The 11,589-nt window shown below is 72.3% G+C and carries 12 protein-coding genes; 5 read left to right on the top strand and 7 right to left on the bottom strand.

The genetic code is table 11. The features are described 5' to 3' along the window. The first annotated feature begins 200 nt into the window (after positions 1-200). On the top strand, positions 201-1,058 hold the full coding sequence (locus AAW13_RS22175) for a PHP domain-containing protein (protein ID WP_046730499.1): 858 nt from the start codon (positions 201-203) through the stop codon (positions 1,056-1,058). Positions 1,059-1,114: 56 nt separating this feature from the next. Then, complete coding sequence (locus AAW13_RS22170; protein WP_046730498.1) at positions 1,115-1,720, top strand: MarC family protein; 606 nt, start codon at positions 1,115-1,117, stop codon at positions 1,718-1,720. A 93-nt stretch (positions 1,721-1,813) separates the two neighbouring features. Here the strand turns inward: AAW13_RS22170 and AAW13_RS45985 are convergent, their stop codons facing one another. Then, positions 1,814-1,966 carry a hypothetical protein gene (locus AAW13_RS45985; protein WP_165941569.1) on the bottom strand — a complete coding sequence of 51 codons (153 nt, stop codon included), beginning with the start codon at positions 1,964-1,966 and terminating at the stop codon, positions 1,814-1,816. A 161-nt stretch (positions 1,967-2,127) separates the two neighbouring features. Between AAW13_RS45985 and AAW13_RS22165 the strand changes: the two genes are divergently transcribed. Beyond that, a complete protein-coding gene (locus AAW13_RS22165) occupies positions 2,128-3,030 on the top strand; it encodes an NYN domain-containing protein (RefSeq protein WP_046730497.1) in 903 nt (300 codons plus the stop codon). 27 nt (positions 3,031-3,057) lie between these two features. Here AAW13_RS22165 and AAW13_RS22160 read toward each other — a convergent pair whose 3' ends face one another. Both AAW13_RS22160 and AAW13_RS22155 read right to left on the bottom strand, forming a co-directional pair. After that, the gene (locus AAW13_RS22160; protein ID WP_046730496.1) at positions 3,058-3,939 is read right to left on the bottom strand and encodes an alpha/beta fold hydrolase; all 882 of its coding nucleotides are present in this window, start codon (positions 3,937-3,939) and stop codon (positions 3,058-3,060) included. Between the two features lie 473 nt (positions 3,940-4,412). Further along, the gene (locus AAW13_RS22155) at positions 4,413-7,109 is read right to left on the bottom strand and encodes a DEAD/DEAH box helicase (protein WP_046730495.1); all 2,697 of its coding nucleotides are present in this window, start codon (positions 7,107-7,109) and stop codon (positions 4,413-4,415) included. A 599-nt stretch (positions 7,110-7,708) separates the two neighbouring features. On the opposite strand from AAW13_RS22155, the gene AAW13_RS22150 reads away from it, so the two are divergent. Further along, a complete protein-coding gene (locus tag AAW13_RS22150; RefSeq protein WP_046730494.1) occupies positions 7,709-8,455 on the top strand; it encodes a ferritin-like fold-containing protein in 747 nt (248 codons plus the stop codon). A gap of 35 nt (positions 8,456-8,490) precedes the next feature. Here AAW13_RS22150 and AAW13_RS22145 read toward each other — a convergent pair whose 3' ends face one another. The 4 genes from AAW13_RS22145 to AAW13_RS22130 form a co-directional block, all read right to left on the bottom strand. Next, on the bottom strand, positions 8,491-8,763 hold the full coding sequence (locus AAW13_RS22145) for a hypothetical protein (protein WP_046730493.1): 273 nt from the start codon (positions 8,761-8,763) through the stop codon (positions 8,491-8,493). 187 nt (positions 8,764-8,950) lie between these two features. Beyond that, positions 8,951-9,178, bottom strand: coding sequence for a DUF3107 domain-containing protein (locus AAW13_RS22140; protein ID WP_046730492.1), 228 nt, complete (start codon positions 9,176-9,178; stop codon positions 8,951-8,953). Positions 9,179-9,344: 166 nt separating this feature from the next. Continuing rightward, positions 9,345-9,989, bottom strand: coding sequence for a TetR/AcrR family transcriptional regulator (locus AAW13_RS22135; protein WP_046730491.1), 645 nt, complete (start codon positions 9,987-9,989; stop codon positions 9,345-9,347). Positions 9,990-10,170: 181 nt separating this feature from the next. Further along, positions 10,171-10,395, bottom strand: a complete 225-nt coding sequence (locus AAW13_RS22130; protein WP_046730490.1) for a hypothetical protein — start codon at positions 10,393-10,395, stop codon at positions 10,171-10,173. Positions 10,396-10,581: 186 nt separating this feature from the next. Here AAW13_RS22130 and AAW13_RS22125 point away from each other — a divergent pair, with 186 nt between their 5' ends. After that, positions 10,582-11,577 carry an alpha/beta fold hydrolase gene (locus AAW13_RS22125; RefSeq protein ID WP_046730489.1) on the top strand — a complete coding sequence of 332 codons (996 nt, stop codon included), beginning with the start codon at positions 10,582-10,584 and terminating at the stop codon, positions 11,575-11,577. Positions 11,578-11,589 lie beyond the last annotated feature (12 nt).

Genomic DNA, 11,589 nt, shown 5'->3' with positions numbered 1-11,589 from the left:
AGGGCCGAGGGGAGCCGGCCGGGGTCGACGAAGGTCGAGGGGAGCCGGCCGGGGTCGACGAGGGCGGACGGGAGCCGACACGGAGGCTCCGGGTGGGTCGTGTAAAGGGTGCTCACAGGTTTCGGGTGTGACAGGGCATGCCCGGCGGGCCGCTATCCTTGACGCGTCCCCATTCGTACCGCCCCGCTGGAGTCCGTGTCGTGCGTGTCGATCTGCACTGCCACTCCACCGCCTCCGACGGTACGGACACCCCGGCCGAGCTGGTGCGCAACGCGGCCGCTGCCGGCCTGGACGTCGTCGCGCTGACCGATCACGACACCACCCGTGGGTACGACGAGGCCATCGCCGCGCTGCCCGAGGGGCTCACCCTGGTCACCGGGGCCGAACTCTCCTGCCGCGTCGACGGCGTCTCCATGCACATGCTCGCCTACCTCTTCGACCCTGAGGAGCCGGCCCTGCTCGCCGAGCGCGAGCTGGTCAGGGACGACCGGGTGCCGCGCGCCCAGGGCATGATCGCCAAGCTGAACGCGCTGGACGTGCCGGTCACCTGGGAGCAGGTCGAGCGGATCGCGGGCGGCGGTTCCGTGGGGCGGCCGCACGTCGCCTCCGCGCTCGTCGAGCTCGGTGTCGTACCGACCGTGAGCGACGCCTTCACCGAGGAGTGGCTGGCCGACGGCGGCCGGGCCTACGTCGAGAAGCACGAGACCGACCCCTTCGAGGCGATCCGGCTGGTCAAGGGCGCCGGCGGAGTGTGCGTGTTCGCGCACCCGGCGGCCGCCAAGCGCGGGCGCACGGTGCCCGAGTCGACCATCGGCGAGCTGGCCGCGGCCGGACTCGACGGGATCGAGGTCGACCACATGGACCACGACGAGGACGCCCGGACGCGGCTGCGGGGTCTCGCCGCCGAGCTGGGGCTGCTGGTCACCGGGTCCTCGGACTACCACGGCAGCCGCAAGACGGTGGCGCTCGGCGCGTACACGACGCACCCCGAGGTGTACGGCGAGATCACGCGCCGTGCGACGGGTGCCTTCCCGGTGCCGGGGACCGGCGGGGCCTGAGGCTCGGCCCCCGTACCTCCTGATCCCTCTTCTTCCGCAAGGCCTGTGGCACACCCATGTTCGACCTCGCCGTCTTCGGCTCCCTCTTCCTGACCCTTTTTGTCATCATGGATCCCCCCGGGATCACCCCGATCTTCCTCGCCCTCACCGCCGGCCGGCCCGGCAAGGTGCAACGGCGGATGGCCTTCCAGGCCGTCTGCGTCGCGGGCGGGGTGATCGCCGTCTTCGGGCTCCTCGGTCACCAGATCCTGGACTACCTGCACGTCTCCGTGCCCGCGCTGATGATCGCGGGCGGGCTGCTGCTCCTCCTCATCGCCCTCGACCTGCTCACCGGCAAGAACGACGAGCCGAAGCAGACCAAGGACGTCAACGTGGCGCTCGTACCGCTGGGCATGCCGCTGCTGGCCGGTCCCGGTGCGATCGTCTCGGTCATCCTCGCCGTGCAGAAGGCCCATGGCGTGGCCTCGCAGGTGTCGGTGTGGACGGCGATCCTCGCCATCCATGTCGTGCTGTGGCTGGTGATGCGCTACTCGCTGCTGATCATCCGGGTCATCAAGGACGGCGGCGTGGTTCTGGTGACCCGCCTCGCGGGCATGATGCTGTCCGCGATCGCCGTGCAGCAGATCATCAACGGCGTCACCCAGGTCATCAGGGGCGCCTGAGACGCGGAGCCCCCGCACGGCGTGAGTGCCGTGCGGGGGCTCCGAAGACTCTGCGGTGTTCCGCGCGTCAGGTTGCTCGTCTCTCGTATTCCGTTACGACGTCTGGTTCTCGGCCGGTCGGATCCACAGGCGCTGCCCGACGGCGGCGGCCTGCTGCACGATCCTGTTGACGGAGGCGGCGTCCACGACAGTGCTGTCCACGGTGGTGCCGTCGACCTCGTCGAGTCGCATGATTTCGAAGCGCATGGCCTCTCCCTTCGTCTTGTGTTCCGTGCTAGTCAACGACTTGCGTGTTACAAACATTCCCTACGCTAAAGAAATTTTTCGAACGTCTAATTACTGACCAGTACGAGGTATCGGGGAGACTGACCGGGACCGGTTGTGTTCGCAGCGTGACCGCCGGGACAATGGAGGTGATGAACGACGACCTCGCCACCCTCCAAGCCCGTATCGACCGCACGAACGAGCTGCTCACCCGCATGCTCGCCGAAGTGGCGAAGACGCCCTCGACGCACGCGATCTTCGTCGACGCGGGCTACCTCTACGCGGCCACGGGCCGGCTCGTCGCGGGGACCGAGGACCGCCGGGCCTTCGACCTCGACGCGGAGGGCCTGATCGAGGCGCTCATCGACAAGGCGCGGCAGATCTTCGCGGACAGCAGGCTGCTGCGCGTCTACTGGTACGACGGCGCCCGCCGCCGGATCCACACCGTCGAGCAGCAGACCATCGCCGAGCTCCCCGACGTCAAGGTCCGCCTCGGCAACCTGAACGCCAACAACCAGCAGAAGGGCGTCGACTCCCTCATCCGCACCGACCTGGAGTCACTCGCCCGGCACCGCGCGATCAGCGACGCGGCCCTGCTCGGCGGCGACGAGGACCTGGTCTCCGCGGTCGAGGCCGCCCAGGGCTACGGCGCCCGCGTCCACCTGTGGGGCATCGAGGCACCCGAGGGCCGCAACCAGGCCGAACCACTGCTCTGGGAGGTCGACAGCCAGCGCACCCTCGACCTCGAGTTCTTCAAGCCGTACGTCTCGCGGCGCGCCGCCCCCGCCTACGACGCCGGCGCCACCAGACCCACCCGCGAGAGCGTCCGCTTCGTCGGTGCGCAGATCGCCGCGAAATGGCTGTCCGCGCGCGGCCGCGAAGCGCTCGTCGAGCTGCTGCCCGGCCATCCCTATCTGCCCGGCTCCGTCGACCAGGACCTGCTCGTCGAGGCCGAGACCCTGCTCCAGTACTCGCTGCGCGGCCAGGCCGACCTGCGCCGCGCCCTGCGGGAAGGCTTCTGGGAGCACCTTCGGACGCAGTACTGACGCGGTACTGACGCGGTGCCGGAGGCGTCAGCCGTCCGTGCTCTCCCAGAAGGCGGCGATCGCCTCGGCGGTGGGGGCCGGCCGGTCGGTGTTGGGGGAGTGCTCCGCGCCGTCCACGACCGTCCTGCGCGCGCGCAGCCGTAGCGCCATCTCGTCCAGCAACAGCACCGGCCAGGTGTCGTCCCGCGCGCCGGACAGGACGTGGTACGGCAACGGGAGCGCGGCGAGTTCGCTGACGCGATCCGGCTCGGTGCACAACTGGAGTCCGGTGGCGAGGAGCTGGGCCGGCTTGTTGCGCAGCCAGCGGCTCCGTAGATCCTCGCGGTCCGCAGGGGCGCCCTCGTCGGCTTCGCCGTCCAGTTCCTCCGGCGCCTCCAGGGCCTGCATGGCCTCCCAGACCTCGCCCATGGACATCACGCCGAGCGCGTCCCGCAGCAGCTTCACGCGCTGCTGCTGGGAGGTGGAGATCTGCGCCGGGCCCGAGGCCATGAGCGTCAGCGACCGGAACGGCGCGGGGTCGAGCAGCACGGCCGCCCGCGCGATCTGACCGCCCAGGGAGTGGCCCAGCAGATGCACCGGCCGGCCGCCGCCGACGGCCGCCGCCTGTGCGAGCACGTCCTGCGCCAACTCCGCCTGCGCGTAGGCCGATTCGTCGTTCTGCGGCCCGTCCGACTCGTACTGGCCGCGCCCGTCCACCGCGACGGTGCGGTACCCGCGCGCGCCCAGTGCAGGATGCAGCAGGTTGAAGTCCTCCTTGCTGCCGGTGAACCCGGGCAGCAACAGCGCGACCCCCCGTGGCTCCACCCCGGCCGCCACCGGCGAGTCGACGACGGCGAACTCACCGCGCGCGGTGGCGAGCGCGTACGCCCGGGCACCGACGGGCGGAACGAAAGAGGAAGGCCTGCTCATGGGGGAGAGCGTAACCGGCGCCCACCGACACACCGGAGGACGGCCGGTGAACCCTGACGACGGGGGCGGGGATGCTGACGACGGGGGGCGGGGATGGTGGCCGGTGGCCGTAAGCCGGCGGGCAGTGGCCGGTGCGGGGGGCCGGGTGGGACGGCGGTTGGGGTGAACGCTGTCGTCGCGGGAGGTAAGGGCGGCGGTTGGGGTGAACGCTGTCGTCGGGGGCGGTGGCTGGTTGCGGGGTGAACGCTGACGTCGGGGGCGGTGGCGGTTGCGGGGTGAACGCTGACGTCGGGTGTGGGTGTGGGTGGGGGCTGACGGCGGGGTGGGGGTGCCGTCGGCCGTCGGGTTGCTGCTGCGGGCGGTTGGCGTGGGGCTCGCCCATGTCGACGGCGTGCTGGTGCCGGTTGCCTGGGTGCGTGAACGCCGACGGCCCGGCCCACGCGGGGTGGGTCGGGCCGTCGGGTCGGTTCGGCTCAGGCCTCGGGGGTCGCGGCAGCGGCCTTCCGGGTCCGGCGGGCCTTCGGCTTCGCCTCCGCGTCGTCCGGCGCGGCGGACGCGGTCGCCTTACGGGTGGTCCGGGCCTTCGGCTTGACCTCCGGCTCAGCGCTGGCCTGCGCCGGGATCTCCGCGGTGGCGGCCACGGCCGTCTTGCGGGTCCGGCGGGGCTTCGCCTCGGCACCCTCGACGGTGTCGACGACCGCCTCGGCGGCCTTGCGGGTCCGGCGCGCCTTGGGCGCGGGCTCCGCCTCGGCGGCCTCCGGAGCGGCGGCCGCCGTCTTCCGGGTGCGACGGGGCTTGGCCTCCACGGCCGCCACGGCCTCGGCCGGCTCGGCGACGGCGGCCGCCGTCTTCCGGGTCCGGCGCGGCTTGGCCTCCGTGGCCTCGGCCGTGTCCACCACGGCTTCGGCGGCTGCCGTCTTCCGGGTGCGGCGCGGCTTGGGTGCGGCCCCGGTGTCCGTCTCGACGGCCTCCGGAGCGGCGGCCGCCGTCTTGCGGGTGCGGCGCGGCTTGGCCTCCACGGCTTCCACCGTGTCGACGACGGCCTCGGCCGCCTTGCGCGTCGTACGACGGCGCGGCTTGGCCTCCTCCGTCGCCTCGGCGGCGTCGGCGGGGGCGGCAGCGGCGGCGGCCGTCTTGCGCGTGCGGCGCGGCTTCGGCTCCTCGGCGGTTTCCGCCGGCGCCTCCGTGACCTCGGCGACGGGCTCCGCCACCTTGCGGGTACGGCGGCGCGTCGGCGTCACCGGGGCTTCCACGGCCTCCGTGGACGCCTCCGCCGCTTCGGCCACCGGCGCGGCGGCGGCAGCGGTCTTGCGGGTGCGGCGCGGCTTGGCCGCCACGGCCTCGGCGGTGTCCACCGCGGCCTCAGCGGCCTCCGTGGCCACCGTCGCCTTGCGCGTGCGGCGCGGCTTCGGCTCCGCCACGGCCTCGACCGTCTCCACGGCCACGGGTGCGGCCTCGGGGGTCGCGGGGGTCTCGGCCACCGCGGCCGTTTTGCGGGTGCGGCGCCGGGCGGGGGCCGCCGGTGCTTCCTCGGTCACCGGGGCCTGCGCCACCGGGGCCTCGGTCACCGGAGTGACCTCTGCCGTCGGTGCCGCCTCGGCCTCGGCGGACCGGCGGGTGCGGCGGCGACGCGGAGGCGCGGCCGTCTCCGTCACGGCCTCGACCGTCTCCACGACGGCCTCCGGGGTCACCGTCGCCGGCGCGGTGCTCGCCACCGCTTCCGACGCCGCTCCGCCGCGCGTACGGCGACGGCGGCGCGGGGTCCGGGTGGCCGGCGCCTCCTCGGCGGCGGGGGCGGCGGACTCGGTGGCCGGCGCCGTGGCCGTCGTACCGGCCGGGGCGTCCGTGGCCGAACCGCCACGGGTACGACGGCGGCGGCGCGGGGTGCGGGCCGGACGCTCGCGCTCCTCGGTACGGGCCTCGCCGCGGGACTCCGGACGACCGCCCCGGCCACCGCGACCGCGGCCACCGCGGCCGCCGGTCTCGCCGAGGTCCTCCAGCTCCTCCGCGTCGAGCCCGGCGCGGGTGCGCTCCGAGCGCGGCAGCACACCCTTGGTGCCCGCGGGGATCTTGAGTTCCTCGAAGAAGTGCGGAGAGGTCGAGTACGTCTCCACCGGGTCGCTGAAGCCCAGCTCCAGCGCCTTGTTGATGAGCTGCCAGCGCGGGATGTCGTCCCAGTCGACGAACGTGATCGCGGTGCCCGACGCGCCCGCGCGACCGGTACGGCCGACCCGGTGCAGGTACGTCTTCTCGTCCTCGGGGGACTGGTAGTTGATGACGTGGGTGACGCCCTCGACGTCGATACCGCGTGCGGCCACGTCGGTGCAGACGAGGACGTCCACCTTGCCGTTGCGGAACGCGCGCAGCGCCTGCTCGCGGGCACCCTGGCCGAGGTCGCCGTGCACCGCGCCGGAGGCGAAGCCACGGCGCTGGAGCTGCTCGGCGATGTCGGCGGCGGTGCGCTTGGTGCGGCAGAAGATCATCGCGAGCCCGCGGCCCTCGGCTTGCAGTATGCGCGCGATCATCTCCGGCTTGTCCATGGAGTGCGCGCGGTAGACGAACTGCGCGATGTTCGCGACGGTCGCGCCCTCGTCGTCCGGCGCGGTGGCGCGGATGTGGGTGGGCTGGCTCATGTACCGGCGCGCGAGGCCGATGACCGCGCCCGGCATGGTCGCCGAGAACAGCATGGTCTGGCGCTTGGCCGGGAGCATGTCGATGATCTTCTCGACGTCGGGCAGGAAGCCCAGGTCGAGCATCTCGTCGGCCTCGTCGAGGACGAGCGACTTGATGTGCTTGAGGTCGAGCTTCTTCTGGCCCGCGAGGTCCAGGAGCCGGCCCGGGGTGCCGACGACGACGTCGACGCCCTTCTTCAGGGCCTCGACCTGCGGCTCGTAGGCCCGGCCGCCGTAGATGGCGAGAACGCGTACGTTGCGGACCTTGCCGGCCGTCAGCAGGTCGTTGGTGACCTGGGTGCAGAGCTCGCGCGTGGGGACGACGACGAGCGCCTGCGGGGCGTTCGTGAGGGCCTCGGGGGCGGCGCGGCCGGCCTCCACGTCGGCGGGGACGGTCACGCGCTCCAGGAGCGGCAGACCGAAACCGAGGGTCTTGCCGGTGCCGGTCTTGGCCTGGCCGATGACGTCGGTGCCGGACAGGGCGACCGGGAGTGTCATCTCCTGGATGGGGAAGGGGTTGATGATGCCGACGGCCTCCAGGGCCTCGGCGGTCTCGGGGAGGATTCCGAGTTCTCGAAACGTCGTAGTCAGGGCGCTGCCTCTTCTGTGAGTCGCGGCACGAGGCGAGCGCGGGGGTCTTTGACGGACCGTGCCGGGGGACGTCGGCTGCCTTACGGGCGGGCTGTGGGGGGCACGCCGTAGTGCACGGGACCTCTGCCGACGCTCTAGCGCTCATACCGCTGAGGGTGTCTCCCTCCGGTCGACGTACGCGATGTGCCGTACGCGCCGGGAGGGCTGTCGGTTCGGAGCCGATCGGGCCACCGACCGGGCATCCTCATACGTGCGGCCTGTCGAGGCACGTCTGAAACAGACGGCGTACCAGCAGGCGCATTACCACCATACCCCGGAATCGCGCACATGCGATGGCCGATTTGGTCACGTCGTGGTAGTCACAGTGGTTGACCAGGGACTTCTCCCAGGACTTCCGGTGACTCCCAGGGACTTCCCGGGGTCTTCTCGGGGATTCCCCCCCACGGTTCCCCCAGCGGCTCCCCGGCGCTTCCCCACGGCTCCCACAGGGTGGCGAGCGGGCTATTGTGCGCTTCATGACGAGCTCTGACAAGCCTGAGACCGCCTCCGCCGAACCGACCGGTGTCGCCGCCCAGGACTGGGCCCAGGCGGCTGCCGACCCCCAGTACCGTGCCGCGGTCGTGGACCTGCTCGGCGCGCTCGCGTACGGCGAGCTCGCGGCGTTCGAGCGCCTCGCCGAGGACGCCAAGCTGGCGCCCACGCTGGCGGACAAGGCCGAGCTGGCGAAGATGGCGTCGGCCGAGTTCCACCACTTCGAGCGGCTGCGGAACCGGCTGACGGAGATCGGGGAGGACGCGACCCGGGCGATGGAGCCGTTCGTCGCGGCCCTCGACGGCTTCCACCGGCAGACGGCGCCGTCGGACTGGCTGGAGGGCCTGGTCAAGGCCTACGTCGGCGACTCCATCGCCAGTGACTTCTACCGGGAGGTCGCGGCCCGCCTGGACACCGACACACGCGAGCTGGTGCTGGCCGTCCTCGACGACACGGGGCATGCCGGGTTCGCGGTGGAGAAGGTCCGCGCGGCCATCGACGCCGACCCGCGCGTGGGGGGGCGACTGGCGCTGTGGGCGCGGCGGTTGATGGGGGAGGCGCTGTCGCAGTCCCAGCGGGTCGTGGCCGACCGGGACGCGCTGTCGACCATGCTGGTGGGCGGGGTCGCCGACGGGTTCGACCTGGCCGAGGTGGGGCGGATGTTCTCGCGGATCACCGAGGCGCACACGAAGCGGATGGCCGCGCTGGGCTTGGCCGCGTAGCGCGGCGCGGGAGACGGCGGGGCGTTCCGGCGGAGCTACGCCGGGATCGATCGTCGGCGCAGGCGGCGGCCCGTGGGGCGCAGCAGCAGGGAGAGGGACGCCGCCGAGACGATCGCGGCTCCCGCCAGGCTCACGAACGCCGTGCCGGGGCCCAGCGCGCTGTGCGTGACGAAGTCGCCGAACAGGGCTCCCGCGACGCCTGTGGAGAACACCAGGGGACGCGCCGGAAGGCGGTGGGAAAGGCGGCTGTTCGCGGCCCATGACAGGGCCAGGCCGAGCAGAGCGGATCCGATGACTTCCAGGAGCATCACGAGAGGTCCCTCCCACGGCCGGCCGGTGCTTCACGGTCGTAGCCCGTCATACCCGTGACCTGCGGAATGCAACCCTCCTCTGTGGGCGAGTCGTGGGCCGCGTGTGGAGACCGGACACGGCGGCGGGACATGACGCGGGGGCCCGGCGGACTGGTGTCCGCCGGGCCCCCGCACGCTGCTGTGGCTAGACCGCGCTGAAGCCCACCTTGCGCACGGTCGGCTCGCCGAGCTCGATGTACGCCAGGCGGTCCGTCGGGACCAGGACCTTGCGGCCACGCTCGTCCTCCAGGGACAGCACCTGCGACTTGCCGGCCAGCGCGTCGGCGACGAGGCGTTCGACCTCCTCGGCGTTCAGACCGCTCTCCAGAACGATCTCGCGGGGCGCGTGCTGCACGCCGATCTTGACCTCCACGGCTATGTCCCTCCGACGGTCAGTGAAGTGCGCGGGCTTCCGCGCCGTACGCTGCACACATTAGCCCGGTGAGGGGACGTACACGCTGCGCGCGACCACGCCAGGAGCGAACAGCGAACGGGAATGCGGCGGAAGCGGCCGTGCGCGGACGGCCGCTCGCGTCGTCTCAGTGGTGGGACTCGAGGCCGTGCAGCGGGAAGCCGGCGATGCCCCGCCAGGCCAGTGAGGCCAGCAGCTGCACCGCCTGGTCACGCGGGACGCTGCGGTCGCTGTGCAGCCAGGAGCGCGCCACCACCTGGGCGAGACCGCCGAGGCCGGAGGCCAGCAGCATCGACTCCGCGCGCGAGAGGCCGGTGTCCTCGGCGATGACGTCGCAGATCGCCTCGGCGCACTCGGTGGTGACCTTGTCGACGCGCTCGCGCACCGCGGGCTCGTTCGTCAGGTCGGACTCGAAGACCAGACGGAAGGCACCGCCGTCGTCCTCGACGTACGCGAAATACGCGTCCATGGTCGCGCGGACACGCTGCTTGTTGTCGGTCGTCGACGCGAGCGCGCCGCGCACCGCCTGGATCAGGGCGTCGCAGTGCTGGTCCAGCAGGGCCAGGTAGAGGTCGAGCTTGCCCGGGAAGTGCTGGTAGAGCACCGGCTTGCTGACGCCTGCGCGCTCGGCGATGTCGTCCATCGCGGCCGCGTGGTACCCCTGTGCGACGAAAACCTCCTGGGCGGCGCCCAGCAGCTGGTTCCGTCGGGCACGGCGCGGCAGGCGAGTGCCCCGCGGGCGCGCCGCCTCTGTCTGCTCGATGGCTGTCACGCCGCCTCCCAAAAGTCGTCCACATGCGGATCGCGCCGCCCGGCCATCGTACTTTTCGGTAACCGTGATGTGCGCGGTGCGAGCGCAGAATTTCACGTACCGGACGGTGGCGAAAGCCGCACCAGGAAATGCACCGGGAAATGCGGACAGGGCAGGTGGGCCCGCCGGAGACCGGTTACCGTCAGCGGTAGTCGTCCTCGTCGAGGGAGACCACCCGCGCCTGCTCGACCAGATCGGCCTCGTTCGCGCGGCCCGGGTCCACACCGGTGAGCGGGTCGTCATGGGACGGTGCGACGTCCGTGTGCTGCTCGGCTGCGTCGCCCTCGGGTGCCTCGACATCGATCTCGGGGGCGTCCTCCGCCTCCAGATCGTCGAGCACGTCGGGGTCGACGGGGTCATAGGCCATGGTGGGCTCCCTTCCTTCGAACGTCCCTGGCTCGGCAGGGGGCCACGCACGGGTGCCCTGTTTACGAGCGTAGGAGACACCGGATGCGGACGCGATGTCGTCGGCGGTCCTGTACGCGGCATGCCCCGGGGTTTCTGTGACGGCGAACACATGAATCACTGTGTGATCGTCTCGTAACATTGGCCCATGTCTTCGACCGAGCTGCCGTCCGTGCCGCCCACCAGCGTGCTGCCGAGGGCGAAGGCCGTCAGAGTCGCCGCGGGCGAACGGCTGCGGTCGGTGGGACTGCCCGGCGTCACCCTGACGATCCGTTCACGGCCGCCCGCGCGGGAGGGCCTGCCGCCCGCGCTGTTCGTCCACGGACTCGGCGGTTCCTCACAGAACTGGTCGGAGCTGATGGAACGGCTCGAAGGCGTCGTGGACGGCGAGGCGGTCGACCTGCCGGGCTTCGGCGACTCGCCGCCGCCGGACGACGGCGACTACTCCGTCACCGGGCACGCGCGCGCGGTCATCCGTCATCTCGACGCGGCCGGCCGCGGGCCGGTCCACCTGTTCGGCAACTCCCTCGGCGGCGCGGTCGCCACCCGGGTCGCCGCCGTCCGCCCCGACCTCGTGCGCACACTCACGCTGATCTCGCCGGCGCTGCCCGAACTGCGGGTCCAGCGCACCGCCGTGCCGACGATCCTGATCGGCCTGCCGGGCGTCGCCGCACTCCTCACCCGCACGACCGGCAAGTGGACGGCCGAACAGCGGGTACGCGGCGTGTTGGCGCTCTGCTACGGCGACCCCGGCCGGGTGACGCCCGAGGCGTTCGGGTACGCGGTGGAGGAACTGGAACGGCGGCTGCGGCTGCCGTACTTCTGGGACGCGATGGCACGGTCCGCGCGCGGGATCGTCAACGCGTACACACTGGGCGGCCAGCACGGGCTCTGGCGTCAGGCCGAGCGCGTCCTCGCCCCCACCCTGTTGATCTACGGCGCCCGCGACCAGCTCGTCGGCTACCGCATGGCCCAGAAGGCCGCACGCAGCTTCCGTCACTCCCGGCTGCTGTCCATGCCGGACGCCGGGCACGTGGCGATGATGGAGTACCCGGGAGCGGTGGCCGGGGCGTTCCGTGAACTCCTCGCGGACGCCGAGCGGTTGGACGGCGACCGGACCGCTGCTCCGGGCGCGGGGGGCTGAGGGCCAGGTGGG

This window comes from Streptomyces humi, from assembly GCF_001005085.2.
Taxonomy (GTDB): Bacteria; Actinomycetota; Actinomycetes; order Streptomycetales; family Streptomycetaceae; genus Streptomyces; species Streptomyces humi.
This window is presented reverse-complemented; position numbering and strand designations above follow the sequence as displayed.

Bases quoted from the DNA above. Each gene is read 5' to 3' on its own strand.
- AAW13_RS22155 (WP_046730495.1), bottom strand. From the start codon at position 7,109: ATGACACTCCCGGTCGCCCTGTCCGGCACCGACGTCATCGGCCAGGCC.
- AAW13_RS22130 (WP_046730490.1), bottom strand. From the start codon at position 10,395: ATGGCCTATGACCCCGTCGACCCCGACGTGCTCGACGATCTGGAGGCG.
- AAW13_RS22145 (WP_046730493.1), bottom strand. From the start codon at position 8,763: ATGCTCCTGGAAGTCATCGGATCCGCTCTGCTCGGCCTGGCCCTGTCA.
- AAW13_RS22125 (WP_046730489.1), top strand. From the start codon at position 10,582: ATGTCTTCGACCGAGCTGCCGTCCGTGCCGCCCACCAGCGTGCTGCCG.
- AAW13_RS45985 (WP_165941569.1), bottom strand. From the start codon at position 1,966: ATGCGCTTCGAAATCATGCGACTCGACGAGGTCGACGGCACCACCGTG.
- AAW13_RS22165 (WP_046730497.1), top strand. From the start codon at position 2,128: ATGGAGGTGATGAACGACGACCTCGCCACCCTCCAAGCCCGTATCGAC.
- AAW13_RS22160 (WP_046730496.1), bottom strand. From the start codon at position 3,939: ATGAGCAGGCCTTCCTCTTTCGTTCCGCCCGTCGGTGCCCGGGCGTAC.
- AAW13_RS22170 (WP_046730498.1), top strand. From the start codon at position 1,115: ATGTTCGACCTCGCCGTCTTCGGCTCCCTCTTCCTGACCCTTTTTGTC.